The 19,596-nt window shown below is 45.7% G+C and carries 16 protein-coding genes; 9 read left to right on the forward strand and 7 right to left on the reverse strand.

The annotated features are described in order from the left end of the window. Positions 1-2,844 (forward strand): AAA family ATPase (locus AC3A8L_RS03660; protein WP_487960874.1); only part of this gene is annotated, 2,844 nt, incomplete at its 5' end. A 360-nt stretch (positions 2,845-3,204) separates the two neighbouring features. Here AC3A8L_RS03660 and phoR read toward each other — a convergent pair. From phoR to ubiA, 3 genes are all read right to left on the reverse strand, one after another. Beyond that, a complete protein-coding gene (phoR, locus tag AC3A8L_RS03665; RefSeq protein WP_487960875.1) occupies positions 3,205-4,521 on the reverse strand; it encodes a phosphate regulon sensor histidine kinase PhoR in 1,317 nt (438 codons plus the stop codon). Between the two features lie 60 nt (positions 4,522-4,581). Continuing rightward, positions 4,582-5,280 (reverse strand): phosphate regulon transcriptional regulator PhoB, encoded by a 699-nt coding sequence (phoB, locus tag AC3A8L_RS03670; RefSeq protein ID WP_487960876.1) that lies wholly within the window; start codon positions 5,278-5,280, stop codon positions 4,582-4,584. 146 nt (positions 5,281-5,426) lie between these two features. Continuing rightward, on the reverse strand, positions 5,427-6,347 hold the full coding sequence (gene ubiA, locus AC3A8L_RS03675) for a 4-hydroxybenzoate octaprenyltransferase (protein WP_487960877.1): 921 nt from the start codon (positions 6,345-6,347) through the stop codon (positions 5,427-5,429). Positions 6,348-6,601: 254 nt separating this feature from the next. Here ubiA and AC3A8L_RS03680 point away from each other — a divergent pair, with 254 nt between their 5' ends. Together AC3A8L_RS03680 and AC3A8L_RS03685 are read left to right on the forward strand one after the other, a co-directional pair. After that, entirely contained in the window at positions 6,602-6,892 is a 291-nt protein-coding gene (locus tag AC3A8L_RS03680; protein ID WP_487960878.1) for an HU family DNA-binding protein, read from the forward strand. Beyond that, positions 6,885-8,174 (forward strand): dicarboxylate/amino acid:cation symporter, encoded by a 1,290-nt coding sequence (locus AC3A8L_RS03685; protein ID WP_487960879.1) that lies wholly within the window; start codon positions 6,885-6,887, stop codon positions 8,172-8,174. Before AC3A8L_RS03680 ends, AC3A8L_RS03685 begins: the two co-directional genes overlap by 8 nt. A 16-nt stretch (positions 8,175-8,190) precedes the next feature. Here the strand turns inward: AC3A8L_RS03685 and AC3A8L_RS03690 are convergent, their stop codons facing one another. From AC3A8L_RS03690 to AC3A8L_RS03705, 4 genes are all read right to left on the reverse strand, one after another. Next, the gene (locus AC3A8L_RS03690; RefSeq protein WP_487960880.1) at positions 8,191-10,479 is read right to left on the reverse strand and encodes a putative bifunctional diguanylate cyclase/phosphodiesterase; all 2,289 of its coding nucleotides are present in this window, start codon (positions 10,477-10,479) and stop codon (positions 8,191-8,193) included. A 357-nt stretch (positions 10,480-10,836) separates the two neighbouring features. Then, the gene (locus AC3A8L_RS03695) at positions 10,837-11,412 is read right to left on the reverse strand and encodes a YggT family protein (RefSeq protein WP_487960881.1); all 576 of its coding nucleotides are present in this window, start codon (positions 11,410-11,412) and stop codon (positions 10,837-10,839) included. Positions 11,413-11,452: 40 nt separating this feature from the next. Next, on the reverse strand, positions 11,453-12,262 hold the full coding sequence (gene proC / locus AC3A8L_RS03700; RefSeq protein WP_487960882.1) for a pyrroline-5-carboxylate reductase: 810 nt from the start codon (positions 12,260-12,262) through the stop codon (positions 11,453-11,455). A gap of 70 nt (positions 12,263-12,332) precedes the next feature. After that, positions 12,333-13,004: a YggS family pyridoxal phosphate-dependent enzyme gene (locus AC3A8L_RS03705; protein WP_487960883.1), complete on the reverse strand. Its 672-nt coding sequence runs from the start codon at positions 13,002-13,004 to the stop codon at positions 12,333-12,335. 404 nt (positions 13,005-13,408) lie between these two features. Here AC3A8L_RS03705 and AC3A8L_RS03710 point away from each other — a divergent pair, with 404 nt between their 5' ends. From AC3A8L_RS03710 to AC3A8L_RS03735, 6 genes are all read left to right on the forward strand, one after another. Then, entirely contained in the window at positions 13,409-14,443 is a 1,035-nt protein-coding gene (locus tag AC3A8L_RS03710) for a type IV pilus twitching motility protein PilT (RefSeq protein WP_487960884.1), read from the forward strand. 86 nt (positions 14,444-14,529) lie between these two features. Beyond that, complete coding sequence (locus tag AC3A8L_RS03715) at positions 14,530-15,672, forward strand: PilT/PilU family type 4a pilus ATPase (RefSeq protein ID WP_487960885.1); 1,143 nt, start codon at positions 14,530-14,532, stop codon at positions 15,670-15,672. 273 nt (positions 15,673-15,945) lie between these two features. Further along, positions 15,946-17,283: a response regulator c-di-GMP phosphodiesterase, NosR family gene (gene nosR / locus AC3A8L_RS03720; RefSeq protein ID WP_487960886.1), complete on the forward strand. Its 1,338-nt coding sequence runs from the start codon at positions 15,946-15,948 to the stop codon at positions 17,281-17,283. Positions 17,284-17,305: 22 nt separating this feature from the next. Next, positions 17,306-17,848, forward strand: coding sequence for a heme NO-binding domain-containing protein (locus tag AC3A8L_RS03725; RefSeq protein ID WP_487960887.1), 543 nt, complete (start codon positions 17,306-17,308; stop codon positions 17,846-17,848). After that, positions 17,845-18,810, forward strand: coding sequence for a sensor histidine kinase (locus AC3A8L_RS03730; protein ID WP_487960888.1), 966 nt, complete (start codon positions 17,845-17,847; stop codon positions 18,808-18,810). The genes AC3A8L_RS03725 and AC3A8L_RS03730 overlap by 4 nt, the downstream gene beginning before the upstream one ends. A gap of 321 nt (positions 18,811-19,131) precedes the next feature. Further along, on the forward strand, positions 19,132-19,518 hold the full coding sequence (locus AC3A8L_RS03735; RefSeq protein WP_487960889.1) for an MAPEG family protein: 387 nt from the start codon (positions 19,132-19,134) through the stop codon (positions 19,516-19,518). Positions 19,519-19,596: the final 78 nt, after the last annotated feature.

The raw sequence follows: 19,596 nt of genomic DNA on the forward strand, positions 1-19,596 counted from the left end.
CTGTTACCGCGTGGCGATGCGCTGAATATGCATTTAAGTGGCACAGATTTTTATGAAAAAATTGAGCACCCCGAGCTTACAGCGCTAAAACCCTACTGGACAGTTTCACTCGAGTCGGAAAGTGATGAGGTTTATCGTTCTGAATATTTAGCTTATTTGATCATTCAAGCGGCTAAAAATAGCGAAGCTTCTTTGTCTAATAGTAAGCTACACAGTGCGATAAGTGATACCGAGGCGTTGACTGAGTTGGTTCGAGACTTTGCTGGGCCGCGCTATAAAGAGTCTTATGAAAAGGGCGTGCATGACCACGATGCGGTTTGTATTTTACAGAAAATTGTCCCGTCGATGGAAAAAGCGGATACGCTGACCTATGAGCCCAATATTCGAGCGTTGGTACAGTTATTCTGGTGTTATTCACAGCCGAATATAGTGAACTTTCGCGAAAGCTTGGTTAAAGATAAGTTTCATTGGCAGGTTTGGGCCTCACGCGCGCAATCGGCAGCTAAACTCAACGCCATATTCAGTAGTCTTGAAGCGACTTTGTTATTAGAGCGGGAAGTGGCCGCTGCAATTAGCGTTTTTACTGAATTGTATTCGCTGGAGTTTAGTCTTAACGATTGCAATGTGGCTGCAGAATATTGTGTTGCTGAGCTTGCTAAAGATGAGCTCGCATTTGCATCAACACCTTATGCACAAAAATTGATTGAGCATTTACGTTCTGCAATTGATGTTGGGATCTGGGATAACTACCAAAGTAATTTAAAACATTTGTCGGCTGAGCCCGCAGCGGCTTATGCTTTAAGCCAAGCTTGGTTGAAAGCGTTAGTCGAGAGTAAAGCCTTACCGGATATAGCGGCCTATATTGATGAGGCTGCGGTTATTTTATGTACCGAAAAGTTGAATACCGGTGTTGCAGTGCCGCGACGAAATGTCTTGGTAGATCTTGATGTTAAGGTTAGCGGTTTACTGGGTAACCATAAAAAGCTTGAGCAGCAAACGTTAAAACTTTCTTTAAATGATTTCCTTAAAACACTACGTCATCATGTTGAGGTTTATGTCCCCAGCTATCACAATTATTTATCGCTGCGGGCACAGGTTATGCAACAAGAGCGAGATAAATTGCGATTAGAGGAATTCAAGCCTCGCCCATTAAGCTCTTTTGTAAGAAATCGGCTGATCAACGAATCCTATTTGCCAATTATTGGTGATAACTTAGCGAAGCAAATGGGTACGGTGGGTGATACCAAGCGCACCGACCTAATGGGTTTGCTGATGATGATCTCGCCGCCGGGTTACGGTAAAACGACCTTAATGGAATATGTGGCGAGTCGTTTGGGTCTGATTTTTATGAAAATCAATTGCCCCTCGCTTGGACATGATGTGATGTCCCTCGACCCTGAGCATGCGCCTAATGCCACTGCGCGACAGGAGTTGATTAAAATCAACTTGGGTCTGGAAATGGGTAATAACGTTATGCTTTATCTTGATGATATTCAGCATACGCATTCCGAATTCCTACAGAAATTCATTTCTTTATGTGATGGTACGCGTCGCGTTGAAGGTGTGTGGAAAGGTAAAACAAAAACGTATGATATGCGTGGTCGAAAATTCTGTGTTGTGATGGCCGGTAACCCTTACACCGAGTCCGGTGAGGCTTTTAAAGTACCGGATATGCTAGCCAACCGTGCAGATATTTATAACTTGGGTGATATTTTGGGTGGTATGGATCAGCAGTTTGCGATGAGCTATATCGAAAACAGCTTGACCTCTAACGCTGTTTTAGCCCCTTTGGCGCTGCGCTCTTTAGATGATGTTTACAAGCTTATAGCAAAGGCTGAAGGCGAAAATATTGCAGCGACTGATTTGAGCCATGCTTATAGTGGTGCTGAAATTGGTGAGATATGCGATGTGCTTAAAAAGATGTTTGTTGTCCGCGATGTCATCCTTAAAATTAATCAGCAATATATTGCTTCTGCCGCTCAAAATGATAAATATCGGGTTGAGCCTTCGTTCAAACTTCAAGGCAGTTATCGGAATATGAATAAAATGGCTGAGAAAATTTCAGCCGTGATGACGCATGAAGAGTTAATGGCGATGATTGATGATCATTATCAAGGTGAGTCACAGTTATTAACGAGTGGGTCTGAAGATAACTTACTTAAACTTGCGGAACTGCGCGGTAATATGACGCCAGAACAGGAGGCTCGCTGGGCGGCAATTAAGGTGGACTTCCTTAAGAATAAAGACTCCGATAGTGATGTGGATGGCGCGCAACGTATTGCGCTTAAAATTTCAGAAATTACCGAAGCTTTACAAAATGTAGGTTCTGTTTTCGCTCAAGAATCAACAGTAGTTGCGCCGTTAACGGCGATTGGTCAGCAGTTGCAAAGTTTGCAGGGGCAGCTATCCAATGAAGCGCTGCGAATAGAGTTGCAGGAATCGCCTCTTCAGGCGTTGAGTACGATTGCATCCGCGATTGAGCAGTCTGGGTTGAATGTGAGCGAGTCCGCGCAAAAAACTTCAAGCCAAGTGCCTGCATGGGTTGGGCCGTTAGAATCTATGGTGGCTAAGTTTGGTGCTTTGGATTCTGTTATTGGCGAGCAAGGGCTTAAAATCGACGTGGGCGCTTTGTCTAATGCTCAGGATCATCAGTTAACCCGCGTTGCTGATGTGCTCGAAAGCGCGGCGAATAAACTCACTGGGGCTGTTGAAAAATCGATTGATTTTGACATTACTATCGTTAAGCGGATTACGAAGCTATCGGCTGAATTACGGGCGTTCTCGGCGGGGAAACGTTCTGGTAAACAGAAGGAATCAGATGAGTTTGATGAATTGGGTGATTAGACCTAACGTTTTTCATTGTATTGACGTTACGTAAATATTGCTGCGCCCCATTAGCCAAACACCAAAGCCGCCGATTAAAATAATTAGGAAGCTTACTCGCCAAAAAAACCGAATGCCGTGAGCCATGGTAATCAGTGCAAAGAGGTTTAAACCAACGATGTTATTTAAAAGATGGCTGCTGTTACCGTGTAAAAATGGGCTGAAAATAATGCCGATTAAGCCATCTACACGGCGTGGGATAATACCGAATCGGTTAAGTTGCCCTTGAAATATCGCTGTATTAATGAGAAAAACAACACGTAATAGGGCGGTTAATAGAGCGATGATTTTTAGTTTTTTATTAACATAGAGAGAGTGTTGTTACGTGCTATGTTTTAGCGGTTTGTTCGCCGTACGTGCCGGCGGGAAATAACAAATAAATTCACTGCCGCGCCCAGGTGTACTCTTAATCGTGAGTTCAGCGTTATGCCGTATCAACGCGTGCTTCACGATGGCAAGGCCTAGACCAGTGCCACCAGAGTTGACTGATCGGCCGGGGTCTACACGGTAAAAACGCTCGGTTAAGCGGGGGATGTGCTTAGGGTCAATGCCATCGCCATTATCGCTAACAGTAATTGTGGTGCCGTTTGAGCCTTGCACAATATCAATGAGGATAATACCTTCGTTAGGGGTGTAGTTAATAGCGTTAAAGACTAGGTTGGATATGGCGCTTCGAAGCTCTTGTTCCCTGCCATAAATAAACGCTTCTTTTGCCCCATTGACGCTGATTAAATGCTTGCTGTCGGCACTGATCTGGCGTGCATCATCTGCGACTGTGTGGGCAAGTTGATTTATACATACGATGTCTTGTCCATGCTCTTTTTCATCGGTTTCAAGTCGGCTTAGTATAATGAGATCATTAATTAATGATGTCATTCTGACGGTTTGGCTTTGCATGTGTGCTATCGCCTTACGCCATACGGGTGGAATATTGCTGGCATCCTCAATGGTTTCTAAATAGCCGCGAAGAACGGTGAGAGGGGTGCGTAGCTCGTGAGAAACATTAGCCACGAAGTCCTTGCGTATTTTTTCTAGTTTACTGAGTCGTGAGATGTCACGAATGACGATTAAGCGTTCATTTTGCCCGAACTTGTGAACTAAAAACTCTATTTCCATGGCATTTTTCTGGGCTAATGTATGGTCTAGAGGCTCACTGAAATCTTCTTTTTCGTAATAGCGAATAAATTTTGGGAATCGGATTAGGTTGGTGATTTTCTGCCCTAAGTCGATCTGTTGGAAGTTGAATAGTTCACCGGCAGCGCGATTCCACCATTCAATATTACCTCTGTTATCGACAAGAATAACGCCATCATTTAATGCGGTCGTCATTTCTTGTACTCGGTGTACAACGGCTTCTAAGCGTAGCTTTTCTTTTTCGTGGCGGTTGTGCATCAATTGAACGTCGTCGGCTATGTCTGCCCATGCGCCTTGTAGCTCCTCGCTTGGCGGCTCGTGACGACGGGCCTGATTAACCCAAGCCTCTAGCTGGTAAAGTCGTGAAAACTGCCAAGCGATATAGCCGAAGCTAAACACCAGCAGTGCGATGATGGTGTATCCCGTCAAAAAACCCGTCAGTGCAAAGACGCAAAGCCAAACGCAAAACCACCGGAATTCGGTTTTTAAACCTCTACGTAACATAGGTACCTGTCATTCTATTGTTGTTTTAGGTGTTCTTTTAGGTGTTGTTCTGGGTGTTTTTTAGGCGGATATTTTAGGCGAAAAGCGATAACCCGAACCGCGTACAGTTTGAATAAAACGATCGTGGCCTTCGAGGGCGAGTGCTTTACGCAATCGACGAATGTGGACATCAACGGTACGTTCTTCGACGTAAACGTTGCCCCCCCAAACATGGTCGAGCAGCTGGTTGCGGGTATAAACACGCTCTTGGTGAGTTAAGAAAAATTCGAGTAAGCGGTACTCTGTTGGCCCCATTTGTACGGGAGTTTCGCTAATGGTTACGCGGTGGCTGGACGGATCTAAGCGGAGGCGGTCGACCACTATGGGGTCTCCGGTCGCTAATGTGTCCGTACGGCGTAAAACGGCCTTTAGGCGCGCAACGAGCTCTCTTGGGGAGAATGGCTTGGTGATGTAATCATCGGCGCCAGCTTCTAAACCTTGGATTTTGTTATCTTCCTCGCCTTTAGCGGTCAGCATAATTATGGGGATTTCGGCTGTGAGCTGATCTCTTTTGAGACGGCGAGCTAACTCCATACCACTGGTGCCCGGCATCATCCAGTCCAAAATAATTAGATCAGGTTTTTGATCCACAATAATGGCATGTGCGCTTTGGGCCTCGCCGGCTTCAAGGCAGTTATATTCTGCCATCTCCAAAGCCACGCGTAACATATCGCGAATGGGGGCTTCGTCGTCAACGATTAAAATCGTTTTTGATACCATTTAAACCACCTATAACTGCTGTTTGGTTTCCAATTAAGGTGAGCATTAAATAAATTTTTTGTTACTGTTTTATGACAGCGTCTTGTTTAGAGCTGAGTAAATACTTTGGTGCGGCCGTACTACCGGCTGGCTTGTACTGTATTTTCTTAGCTTGGAGCGACGCTGTAGCTTAAGACAATGCCCATAAAAATCAGCATCCCGACCCAATTGTTATTCAAGAATGCTTCAAAGCATCGCTTGGGTTTGCGTGTACGAATGAGGAACTGCTGGTAGCCAAAAAGCCCTGCAGTGCCCATTAAACTTAGATAGTAGGGCCATTGCAGCTTAAAACTATTGCCTACAGTTAGTAGTATGATCAAGGTAAAACCTTGAAGGATAGCAGTGATCAAGCGGTCGTTTTCGGCAAATAAGATAGCGGTAGATTTTACGCCAATCTTCAGGTCATCCTCACGGTCAACCATGGCATAAAAGGTGTCGTAAATAATTGTCCAAACGACCACTGCCATATAGAGCGTCCACATGGATTTTGGCAAATTCTCTGTGATGGCTGCAAATGCCATAGGAATCGCCCAGGCAAAAGCGGCACCGAGTACTACCTGAGGTAAATACGTATGCCGCTTCATATAAGGGTAGATTGTCGTGAGGGCTACAGCGCCTAAAGCCGTTACTAGGGTCATCATATTTGTCATCAATACAAGGCAAAAAGCGACGAACAGTAAGGCGCCAAACAGATACAGTGCAAAGCGTGGTGAAAGTTGACCCGTCGCAAGGGGGCGGTCTTTGGTGCGCTGTACGTGACCATCAATGGCCTTATCGGCATAGTCGTTGATTACGCAGCCAGCTGAGCGCATTACAATGGCGCCAAGTACAAAAATAAACAGAACAGGCCAGCGTGGAACCCCTTCAGAGGCAATCCAAAGTGCCCACAGCGTTGGCCAAAGCACCAAGTAGATGCCGATTGGGCGATCCAGGCGCATTAACTTTATGCTAGCACTTAACGCGGGGTGGGTTAGTAAGGGCGAAACTTTGACGCGCGCAGCGGCTAGGGCGATATGAGTTTTTATCATGTGTAAGCGCGTCTTTATCATGGTGCTTTGCTTAGGAAAAAGGCAATTATAGCCCGCAACAGTTCGCGAATGCTAAAGCCATCGCACATCCTAACGCATTTGAGCGAATTCTTGGGGCAGAATCACGCTACTTCAGCGCAGAAGGTGGGTTGATAGGGCGCCAGTCAATGGCCTTGAACTTGCTAATAGTCGTGCAGGCCATTAGCCTGTAGGCCAGATTTCCTATTGATTCCCCGTAAAGAGGATATTTACCTATGCTTAAAACCGAACTAGTGGCTCTGGTTGCTGAAAACGTAGGCCTCACTCAGCGTCAAGCTGATGAGTGCGTTGCCAGTTTTGTTGAGCAGGTTACTAATGCTTTGGCGAGAGGGGAGAAGGTGAGTTTAGTGGGCTTTGGCAGCTTTGCGATTAAGCATACGGCTAAGCGCGCTGGGCGCAATCCTCAAACTGGGGAGGCGATCACTATTGCGGCTCGTAATACGCCGGGTTTTAAGGCTGGTAGTGGGCTTAAGTTGGCGATAAATGGAGCAACAGACAATGTTTAAACTACAACTGCATTGGCAAATATTGATCGCAATTGCTTGCGCACTATTGGTGGGATTGCCGTTATCGGTAGGGGCTGAGGTTTTTGGTATTTCGCTTTATGCCGTTTTTGACTTTGTCGGCACGCTGTTCTTGCGTGGCTTAAAAATGGTGATTGTACCGTTAGTTTTGTCTTCAATTATTTGCGGTGTTTACGGTTTGGGCTCCGGAGATAATGTAGGGCGCTTGAGCGGGAAGACGCTCAGCTTTTACATGTTGTCTAGCGTATTGGCAATTTTTATTGGTCTGGCTTTCGTGAATATTTCGCAGCCTGGTATTGTGGATGGAGAGCCCGCCCGCGAGCAGTTAAACCTAAGTTCACCGGAAGAACTCGACGGTGCTTTGGATAAAGTGAGCGGAAAAAGTACGAATGATATTGCGGGTGTGTTTTTGAGGATGTTACCCACTAATATTGTTGATGCGGCTGGTGACAGCAACCAATTGTTAGCTGTGATTGTTTTTGGTGTTTTATTCGGTTTATTTATGAATAAAGCCAGTGTGAAGGGGCGTGAAACCCTGGCTAATTTTTGGCAGGGCGTCTTTGACACCATGATGCATATCACCTTGTTTATTATGAAATTTGCTCCCATCGGTGTTTTTGGCCTTGTTGCTAAAACGGCAATGGCGACAGGCTTACAAAGCTTCGTTCCTTTGGCTGTTTTCTTCTTAACGGTTATTTTGGCACTGGCTTTCCATATGTTTATTACTATGGCTTTTTTATTAAAGGCTATGGGGGGCGTAAATCCTATTCTGCATTATCGAGCCATGTTCCCTGCGATGTTGACGGCGTTTTCAACGGCCAGCTCGTCGGCAACACTGCCGGTCACCATGGATTGCTTGCAAAAAAACGCGGGCGTCTCGAACAAGACAACATCGTTCGTTATTCCCTTGGGGGCAACCGTTAATATGGATGGTACCGCATTGTATGAATGTGTTGCGGCCATGTTTATTGCGCAAGCTTACGGCTTGGATTTGTCTATTGCGCAGCAGTTTATGGTGGTGTTAGTGGCGCTGCTAACATCCGTTGGTGTTGCGGGTATTCCCTCTGCCAGTTTGGTGGCAATTGCTATTATCCTAGGGGCAATAGGTTTGCCGTTAGAAGGCATTGGTTTACTGCTTGTTACTGATCGTGTTTTGGATATGTTACGAACTGCGGTTAACGTTTTTAGTGATAGCTGCTGTGCGGTTATTATAGCGAAATCGGAAGGCGAGACGGGCATACTGGAGCCCACGAGTAGCTCCTAGCTGTTAAGAGCTATTACTAGCGGGTGTGTTCTGCTTTATTGGGCTGTGATATACCGACAGTGTCGATCAGTAGTTTTTCAATGACGTCGGCAGGTTGCGGGCGGGCTAGATAATAGCCTTGCCCGTGAGAACAGCTTAATGCAATAAGTGCATCGAGTTGATTTTGAGTTTCGATGCCTTCTGCAATAATATCGAGCCCTAAGTTATTACCTAACTCAATAATGAATTTAACGATTGAGCGGTAGTAATTATTCTTATCGAAGTTATCAATAAAAGAGCGATCTATCTTTAGGCTGTCAACGGGTAAATTGTTCAAATAGCCTAAGTTTGAGTAGCCAGTGCCAAAATCATCTACTGCAACCTTAATCCCTTTTTTACGTAATAACTCCAGTTGTTCTGTTGCGTGAGATTGTTCTGCTAAGAACAGTCCTTCGGTAATTTCTAACTCTAAATTGGCTGGGTCCAGCTCTGTACTTTTCAGTACGTCGGTAATCATTGTGGTTAAAGTATCACCGCGAAAATGGACTGTCGATAAATTACTGGCCAATACCAGTTTACAATAACCCATTTGATGCCATTTATGGACTTGTGTCGCGGCTGTTTTCAATACAAATTTGTCCAGTAAATAAATGAGCCCGCTTTGTTCTGCAATAGGGATAAAATCGGCCGGTGATATCCACTGTTCTGTGCGTTGGTTTTTCCAGCGTACTAACGCTTCTACGCCTGTCATTTCGGAAGTTTGAATGTTGTACTGTGGTTGATAGTTAACACTTAGTTCATGTTTGTTATTTAGTGCTCGGCGCAGGTCTTGTTCTATTTCTTTGCGGGCTTGAATCTCATTGGCCAACGCTGTTTCGAAAAGTGTAAAAGAACCTCGGCCTAAATTTTTCTGATGATATAGCGCAATATCTGCGTGCTGAATCAGTTCTTGCTCGCTGCTGCCGTGTTCAGGGTAGAGCGCAATACCAGCGCTAGCACTGATTGGGATAATGTTATCTTCGATAATAACCGGTTCTTTAAAACCGGAGTAGATGCGCTTAATGATGGCGTGCGCGCTGGTTAAGTCGGTGACGTCGGGAAGTACAATGGCAAACTCATCGCCACCTAATCGGCTGGCAAAATCATCGCTGCGCAATGTTTTCTTGAGACGTTCGGCCGACTCTTTAATGAGCCGGTCTCCAATTTGATGTCCTAGGCTATCGTTAACATCTTTAAAGTGGTCTAAGTCCAGAAGCACAATGGCAAAGGCTGTCTTTTTTTGCAGTAAGTTATGTAATTTCAAATTAAGCATATTACGGTTAGATAGGCCGGTTAGAGGGTCGTGCTCGGCTAAGTAACGTATATCTTTTTCGGCTTGCTTGCGCTGGCTAACATCCAGCACAACCATCATGTAGGAGTGTTCACCATCTTTATTCTCGATATGTTTACTGCGCGCAATGTACAGCGTTTTTTCGGGGTGATTATCCATGGTCGCTTCAACGTAAAGAGGGTGCTTGCCCCGCAATAGTCGGTCATGTGATTCATTGTGGCTGAGTAATTTATCGTTTTGATAGATCTGTAGCGCTTTAAGCGCGCGGTTATCGCGTAGGGCGGATTCGTCTTTACAGTCTAAGGCATTCAGTAATGCGTGATTGTGGAAGAGAGTATTACCCGAATTAGTTATTTGCCAAATACCTACTGGGGCGACTTGAGTCAGTGCAGCGTAGCGTTTTTCGCTATCACTGAGTTGTTGTTCGCGGTGCTTTAAGTCGCTAATGTCGATGCAATAGCTCACTACCGCATTACTACTTGTTCTGTGTTTTGATACTCGTAACCAGCGACCATCAGGGTAGTGTTCGTCTACGTGCTCCCCTGAGCCGGCTCTTTGCGCTAATAAGCGCTGCTCAACCCATTGCTCAATATTTTCTTGTCGGGTGAACTGTGCCGCAGTTGTGCGGATTAGGTCTTCATAGTTGACGTCTGTGGAATGCTGTTCAAAGGCTGCTTGGTGAATATTGCGGTAAGCTTGGTTGCTATCAACTAACTTCTCGTTGTGATCGTAAATGGATAGGGCATAGGGTGTGGCGGCTATGGCCTCGCGGTATAGACCTAACAGCCGCTGTGCTTTTTTAAGGCGCTGATATAAGGCATACAGTACGGCGCTTAAGCAAAGTGACGCACACAGGCAGAGTAGGGTCAGTGGTGCGCTGAGTGGTGGTTGTGTCGCGCTATTCAAAACCAGCAATAATATGCCTAAGGGTGCCGCTGCTGCGAGCACGCATAAAACGATCTTGAATAAGCGAGATTCAAAGGCTAAAAACGTCAATAAATATCTCCGCCAATATTAACTTGTTGCATTTGATGCAATGCTGGGCAGAGGAGGTGACGGAATCTTTTGCTTTTAAAAATAGTGCTTATGTGTACAGCTTTCCTCACATTACTCTCCTGATCTACTCAAGATCTATCGTCATATATTGAGTATAGGCACGGTATTGCAGGGAGCTGACACGAATTGGCTATGTTGAAGCAAAAAAGTATAAGAGGTCGTTTATTAATATCGTTGGTCTTTATCGCAGCGGTAATGAGCGGCGGGACGTATGTTGTTCTGTTTTTTGGGGAGGGAATCAATAGGTGGTTTCAAACAGCCAAAAAATACGAAGGGTATTTTCGGCTGTTTGAATGGTTATAACGGAATGCCGTAGTTATGTGCAACCCCCATAACTAGCATTCGAAGAATGTAAATCCCCATGGCTACAGCCATAAATGAAAAGTCGAATCCACCCATCGGCGGGATCAGTTTACGCACTGGAATACAGATGGGCTCTATGATTTGCCGCATCAGTAAAAGGGCAAAATTACTGCTGTGGGGGGCAATAAAGCTGGCGATGGCAACAATAAACATGCTAACCATATAGATGCCTAAAATAAGCATCATTAAAGCCAGTAAGGCCCATATAAATATAACGCCCCCGTATAAGCTAACCGAGCCATTAGCGACTAACTGCAATAAACAAATAAAAACGAATTGTGCAATAAATGCTAGCGCAAGCGCGGCAATATCAAAACCGCCGATGCCCGGGATTACTTTTCGCAGCGGCTTCAGCAGTGGGTTAGTGGCCTTTACAATCAGTTGCGACAACGGGTTATAAAAGTCGGCCCTGACGACCTGAAGTAAAAACCGCAGGAGGATAGCGCCAACATAGAGCGTAGCTACGGTATTGATAATAAAGATGGCGATTTGTACGAACGTGCCCTGCATAAGAAGCCCTTAAAGCGATACGCGTTGAAAGAATAGTGTATTAATAAAGCTCTTCGGCCATTGTTTTTGAGCGCTCAGCACAAGCGGTCATGGCTTTGTTTACGGTACTGCGCAGCCCACTGTGCTCAAAGCTTAAGATGGCTTGCTCGGTTGTGCCACCAGGCGAGGTAACTTTTTTGCGTAGTGTTTCGAGGTTGTCATCGCTCTGCTCTGCTAGCAGTGCAGCGCCTTTTGCAGTTTGAATGGCCAGCGTTTGTGCGGTGCTGCGGTCTAAGCCTTGGTCTACGGCTGCCTGCGTCATGGCTTCCAGGAATAGGAAGAAGTAGGCTGGCCCGCTTCCCGATACTGCAGTAATGGTATGCATCAGATCTTCATTATCTACCCATATGGCTTTGCCTGTGGCTTCTAATATGGCTTGGGCAGCTTGTTTCTGCAATGTATTGGTATTGGCGTTCGCATATAGGCCGCAGGCGCCTTGGCTAATCAGGGAGGGGGTGTTTGGCATGCACCTAATAATGGCTGCGCTAGAGCCTAACCATTTCTCTAAAGCCTTACAGGTGATGCCGGCGGCCACTGAAATGATGAGTTTGCCCTGAATGTAGGGGGCGATCTCTTCGCAGACACCAAACATCATTTGCGGTTTGACAGCCAAAATAATAATACGGCAGGCTTCTACGGCCGCGACGTTATTATCGGTTGTATTCACGCCAAAATTGCTAGCAAGGCTTGTGCGCTTGTCTTCGCTTCGTGCGGTTGCCCAAATGGATTCTTTACTTGAGCCGGATCTGATCAAGCCGCCAATAATACTTTGTGCCATGTTACCGGCACCGATAAAACAGATATTGCTCATAGTCTTCACATTCTCGCTATGGTTAAAGGTGTTGGATGCTAAGCACCTGCCAACCTAAAAATAACTCAATTTAATGGTTAGGGGCCGCTTGTCGGGGGCCAAACAATGCAGTGCCAATGCGCACTATCGTGCTACCCGCGGCAATGGCTTCTTCCATATCGGCAGACATACCCATGGATAATGTCTCCAGGCCGTGCTGTTTCGCGAGTTTTTGCATGGCTTCAAATGCCGCTTTGGGCGCCGCTTTACTCGGTATTGCCATTAATCCTCGCAGCTCCAAATTAGGTAGAGACTGTATTGCTGAAATTAAGTGGGGTAGCTCAGCAGGGCAAATACCCGATTTGCTATCTTCGTTGTCAATGTTCACCTGAATGCACACCTGCAGCGGTTGTAGGTGTGCCGGACGTTGAAGGCTTAAACGTTGGGCGATTTTTACTCGGTCTATACTGTGCACCCAATGGCAACGCTCGGCAAGTACGCGTGTTTTATTAGATTGAATTGGGCCAATGAAGTGCCAAATGATACCGAGGTTACTAAGCGCTGTCGCTTTTTGTTCCAATTCTTGCACATAATTTTCACCAAAATGGCGAAGCCCAGCGCTATAAGCCTCCTCTAATGCTGAAATGGGTTGTACCTTCGACACCGCCAATAAGAGGATGTCGTCGGGAGTTCGTTGGCACTTCTGCGCCGCTTGGGTAATCAGCTGGTTGATTTGCGCTAGGTTGTGTGAAATGTTCGTCATATATTGGCTGTTTAGTCTCTCTCGAGTGGAGTACACTCGACGTTTTAGGTGACGTAGGTCTACCTGCAGGGCATGTGACCATACGCTTTCAGTGCCGGCTTGTATTCTGGCCCGATAGATTTATATAAAGATGTCACCAAAAATAGTGGTGACACAAGGTAGTTTATCAAGTGGCTTAGCTAAGCCCCACGTCAACGATTGTCGTGGTTTAAGACATAACAATAACGTAAAGATACAGGTCAGTTTATTTGTTTAAGCCATTCGTCTAGGCTTAAGGGGCGAGGCAATAATAGTTTGTCCAATTAGGCAAGTATTATTGGATAAAGTATTTTTTCCTCGGCCCTAATGTGTCGGTCTGCAAAAAATTGATTTGAACGAGATAAAGAACAGCAAAGGTTTTCACTATGGATATTACTGAACTGTTGGCTTTTTCGGCCAAACAGGGGGCTTCTGACTTACACTTATCGGCAGGTTTACCGCCAATGATTCGTGTTGATGGCGATGTACGTCGAATTAACTTGCCACCCATGGATCATAAGTCGGTGCATGCTCTAATTTATGAAATTATGAACGATAAGCAGCGCAAAGACTTCGAAGAATTCCTAGAGACCGATTTCTCCTTTGAGGTGCCCGGTGTAGCGCGCTTTCGTGTTAACGCCTTTAATCATAACCGCGGTGCTGGTGCGGTATTCCGTACTATTCCATCCAAAGTACTCACAATGGAAGAGTTGGGAATGGGGCAGGTATTTCGCGATGTCTGTTCGGTGCCGCGTGGGCTTGTATTGGTCACCGGCCCTACGGGTTCGGGTAAATCGACTACCCTGGCGGCTATGGTCGATTTTATCAACGAAAGTAAGTATGAGCACATTCTTACCATCGAAGATCCTATCGAATTTGTGCACGAATCCAAAAAATGTTTGGTTAACCAGCGTGAAGTACACCGCGATACCCATGGCTTTGCTGAAGCGTTGCGCTCGGCGCTGCGGGAAGATCCCGATATTATCCTTGTCGGCGAGATGCGCGATTTAGAAACGATCCGTCTTGCCCTCACGGCCGCGGAAACGGGCCACTTAGTTTTTGGTACTTTGCACACCACCTCAGCGGCAAAAACCATTGACCGAATTGTGGATGTGTTCCCTGCGAATGAAAAATCCATGGTTCGTTCTATGTTGTCGGAGTCTTTGCAGGCTGTGGTCTCGCAAACACTGATGAAGCGTGTGGGTGGTGGTCGTATTGCCGCACACGAAATTATGCGAGGTACGCCGGCTATTCGTAACCTTATTCGCGAAGATAAAGTCGCGCAGATGTATTCTTCGATTCAAACCGGTGCTGCCGTAGGTATGCAAACGATGGATCAATGTCTGGCCGATCTCGTTGAACGACGTATTATTAGCCGTGATGTTGCTCGCGAAAAAGCCAAAATGCCCGAAAATTTCTAAGGTCGGCCGGCACTGAGTGTCGGCTTATTGCTATACGCAGCCGCGTGAGCACCTGTGACGAATAACGAATAGTTAAGAGAGCTACGATGGAAATTGATCGACTCCTCCGTTTAATGGTGGAAAAGCAAGCATCTGATTTATTTATTACTGCTGGCGTGCCACCCTCCATGAAAGTGAACGGTAAAATAACGCCAGTCACGACTACGCCTTTATCACCGGAAAAATCGCGTGAAACCGTGCTTAGTACTATGAATGAAAAGCAGCGCGAAGAATTTGTTGATAAAAAAGAGCTGAACTTCGCGATTAGTGCGCGCGGTGTGGGTCGCTTTCGGGTTAGCGCTTTTTATCAGCGCAACCTGGCGGGCATGGTTTTGCGTCGTATCGAAACCCAGATCCCGAAAGTTGATGATTTAGGCTTACCTGAAATCATCAAAGACCTCGCGATGACAAAGCGGGGCTTAATCATCTTTGTGGGTGCAACGGGTACCGGTAAGTCAACGTCGCTAGCGGCGATGATTGGTCATCGTAATCGCAATTCGAAAGGGCATATCATCTCGATCGAAGACCCTATCGAATTTGTTCATCAGCATCAGGGGTGTGTGATTACTCAGCGCGAAGTAGGCATCGATACTGAATCTTTTGATATTGCTCTGAAGAACACACTGCGACAAGCGCCTGATGTTATCTTGATTGGTGAGGTCCGCACACGTGAGACGATGGAAAATGCCATCGCCTTCGCTGAAACTGGCCATCTCTGCCTGTGTACTTTGCACGCTAACAACGCTAACCAAGCACTGGACCGCATCATTCATTTTTTCCCTGCAGACCGCCATACGCAGTTGTGGATGGATCTATCATTGAACCTAAAAGCGATTATTGCTCAGCAGTTAATTCCAACACCTGACGGCAATAGCCGACGAGCCTGCTTAGAGGTTATGCTGAATACCCCGTTGGCTGCCGATACTATTCGCAAGGGTGAAGTGCATGAGCTGAAAGAGTTGATGAAAAAATCAACCGAGCTGGGCATGCAGACCTTTGACCAAGCTTTATATGATTTATACGATGCTGGTGAAATCACTTACGAAGACGCTTTGGCCCATGCCGACTCCGCGAACGACTTGCGCCTGCTGATCAAGTTGGGTTCCGAGTCCGATGCTGAGTATCTATCGAATGCAGCTGATGAGCTTTCTATTGAGGAAGACGAAACAAATCGTATGCGCCGCTTCTAAGGGGCAGTTTCCTTAGTCGCTGGCTTTTATGCCATCGAGCTAATGTTCCTTAAAGTGATAAAAACCGGCGAATGCCGGTTTTTTTTCGCCTGTAGTTTTCTATCTTTGTTTCCTTAGCTTCTCTCTTGCCTGGCTTTATCGAACGCAGAGGCAAAATGTTATTAAAATCTCGACTTCAATAGACGAACCTCCTAACTGCTGGGTTACGGAATTAAGCCAATTCAGTGGATATGTACTATTACTTATATATACGAAAACAATGGTGTAACAGGCTTGAAAAACGAAGAAGACAATAGTCCGAGCGTGGCTTCAGAGCCCACGGTCCTGTTTGTGGATGATGAAGGCCCCGTGCTTAAGGCTATGACTCGGTTTTCACGTGGCCGAAACTGGAATGTTTTAACGGCGCTGAGTGGCGAGGAGGGCTTAGCTATTCTCGCGAGCCAGAACGTCAATGTCGTGGTGTCTGATATGCGCATGCCAGGCATGACTGGGGATGTCTTTCTAGCCAAGATCAAACAGCAATACCCAGAGGTTATCCGAATTCTATTAACGGGTCATGCGGATGTACAAGCATTAGAAAACGCGATTAACCAAGCTGGTATTTATAACTACATCAACAAACCTTGGGATGACCGCTTGTTAGGTGAGGTGATTCAGGGGGCATTACGTTTTCAGGAGTCTGAGCGCGAACGTAAACGCTTAGAGGAATTGACGCGCAAGCAAAATCATCAGCTAGGACGGTTAGCGTTAAGTTTAGATAAAACGGTCAAAGAGCGCACGATTGAAATTGAGCAAGCATTAACTTTGCTGCAAATGACCCACGAGCGATCAAAGAAAAGTTTCCATGATGCGCTTAGCGTGGTGACCCAATTGTTGGATTGGAATGAAGGGCGCGCGAATAATCATTGTCGCTTTGTGGCTGAGTTGGCGCAGAAAACGGCGATAGCGATGAAGTTGAGTACAGACGATATAGAGCTGACTCAAACCGTAGGCCTGTTGCATGATATAGGCCTAATGGCGTTACCTGAGAATTTACGTAAAAAGCCAGTTTATGATATGACGGATGAAGAGCTGGCTGACTACCAGCAGCATCCTATATTAGCCGAAATGGCACTTTCCGCGGCTAAAGGTTTAGAGGGCGTCGCGAAAGTCGTCAAGCAGCATCATGAGCATATGGATGGTAAGGGCTTCCCTGATGGCTTACGGGGAGATGCTATCTCAAAATCGGCACGCATAGTCTCGGTTATTGCCGATTACCACGATCTATATCATGGCTTATTGGCTCGCCAATGCCTCGGTCATGAAGACGCCAAGGCGCATTTACTGCAAAAGGCAGGCACTGCATATGATATCGCGGTAGTTAATACCTTTTTGTCGTTACTGGGTGATCAGGATAAACAGCAGATCCACCGTTTTAAAGCGACAGTAGCGCAACTTAAAGAGGGTATGTTTCTAGATCAAGATTTACACGCCTCGAATAACTTATTGCTACTGACAGAGGGTACTGTAATCACTAAAAATATTATTGATCGTCTACTCAGTTATCAGCATAAATTTGGCTGCAAGTTTGAGCTTATGGTTAAGGGCGATGTTGACGCTTCTGATGTCTGAAGTTATGAAAGGAGAGTGAATAATGAAAGGCGCAGTATTTATTGCTTTAAATGATTTTATCGAAACCTTATATGGCATTGATCGCTGGGAGTCGATATTAAATGAGGTCAATCCCGCCTCTGGTGGAATTTATACCTCAGTCCAAAATTATGATGATACTGAAATGGTCGCTTTAGTGCATGCCATTTGCCGGCAGCTTGATGTGACGCGTGCGCAAGCGCTGGGCATATTAGGTGAGTATCTTTTCGGCATTTTAAACAGTAAATATCCAATTTTTACTAGCCTGCAGCCTGATTTCTTTAAATTTCTGGCCGGTGTTGAAAGTATTGTGCACACCGAAGTACGGAAGCTATTTAGCGATGTAAAGCTGCCATTAATCATACCCGTTGAATCTACAGAAAAGACTATGGTGTTGCGTTATGAGTCGGAACGGAAAATGTGCGAGTTAGCCGAAGGCTTAATCCTCGGTGCTGCCAAGTTCTACGAGGTCAATGTTACGCTTAAACAATCGTGCTGCTATCACCGCGGGGATGACCATTGCATGATCGAGGTGACCCTAGTGTGAGTGACACTAACTACAAAGCGGCCTACGAGCGACAAAGAAAAGCGAGGGTAATTGCTGAGGAGTTACTGGAGAATCGGTCGCGAGAGCTCTACGAGGCCAATCAATCGCTCCAATACGCGTATAACAAATTAAAAAATCAAAAAGCACAAATTTTACATCAAGAGAAATTGGCGTCTATAGGGCAGTTGTCGGCGGGCGTTGCTCATGAAATTAACAATCCAACGGGGTATGTCAAAAGTAACTTAAATACCTTAAAAAGGTATAGTCAGGACTTAACACAGTATCATTTGGCGTTGAACACGCTGCTTGTTGATTATTGTGCGTGCCTTCCTGGTGGCGCTTGTTCTGCTGAAAGTCAGCAGCTGATCGCGAATCTGTCTGCACTGAAGAAAGAGCACGATATTGATTTTCTATTAGAGGATGTAGAGGATATTGTTAACGAAAGCCAAGAAGGCATTAGGCGAATAGAAAATATTGTTAAGGGCCTAAAAGATTTCTCGCGTCCGGATGAATCTGAGCCGCAGTCCGTCAATGTTATTTCATGTATAGAAACGACTATCAAATTAGTCTCCAACCAAGTTAAGCATATTTTGGATGTTAAGTTTGACTACACTGAGCAGCTTTTCATTAAGGGGCAGCAGGGTAGTTTATCTCAGGTGTTTCTCAATCTTATTGTCAACGCTTCGCATGCTGTTTCTGATAATGGGCAATTATTGATTCAAGCGAAATCTGTTGATGGTTTTGCAATGCTGCATTTCACGGACAACGGCTGTGGAATGGATGCAGAGACGCAATTCAAAATATTCGAACCGTTTTTCACGACCAAAGAACAGGGCGTTGGAACGGGGTTGGGGTTGTCGATATCGCACGGCATCATCAAAAAGCATGGTGGTTTAATCACGGTAAACAGTACTGTTGGCGAAGGTAGTGAATTTATTTTACAGCTCCCCCTCGATACCTAAGGGGCGAGGCAATAATAGTTTATTCAATTAGGCGAAGAGATCGGCATTCTTATCAAGGCGCGAAAGGGGCGCATGCCGGGGCCTATATGGACATAGGTCATTATGATAACGTATGGAGCAGTTATCGAGGCATGTAACGCTTTGAGCAACGAAGGTAAGGATGTCGATATCAAGCATTAGTGGATTAAATATTGTTTCCTTGTCCCTAAGCTTCCAAAAAGCAGTGCTGCCCCCTAATTTGATAGTCTTCTGTGGAATGATTTGCTAATGTGCGGCCATCTCACTCGTTTGCACAATCATTTCTTCAATAAAAGGGCTGTTATGTCATCGTATTTTTGGTTTTCTGTTTTTGTGGCAAGTAATGCTTTGTTGTTATTCATGCTTGCGATGCGGGTTTCGTTGCTGCGGATGAAATTTGGCGTATCGACAGGGGATGGCGACAACCCGGTGTTATTTAAAGCGATACGTGCGCATAGCAACGGTGTGGAGCAAGTGCCTATGTTTGCTTTGTTGGTATTGGCACTGTCTTTTAATGAGTTGCGAAGTGATTACTTGGCAGCGTTGGTTGTTGTTTTCACTTTGGCGCGCATGAGTCATGGCATCGGTATGAACTACCGTATTTATCGCGCTAGGCAGTTGGGTGCAGGGTTAACGTATTTGTTGCACATTGTTGCAGCGGTTTTGTTGGCCAAAATTGTATTGTCATAAGGGGCGAGGCAATAATAGTTTGCCCAATTAGACGAAGGCGCCTGTTTTCTCAGCAAGGCGCTCGAAGGGGCGCATGCC

The sequence above is a fragment of the Marinagarivorans sp. genome (genome assembly GCF_982758155.1).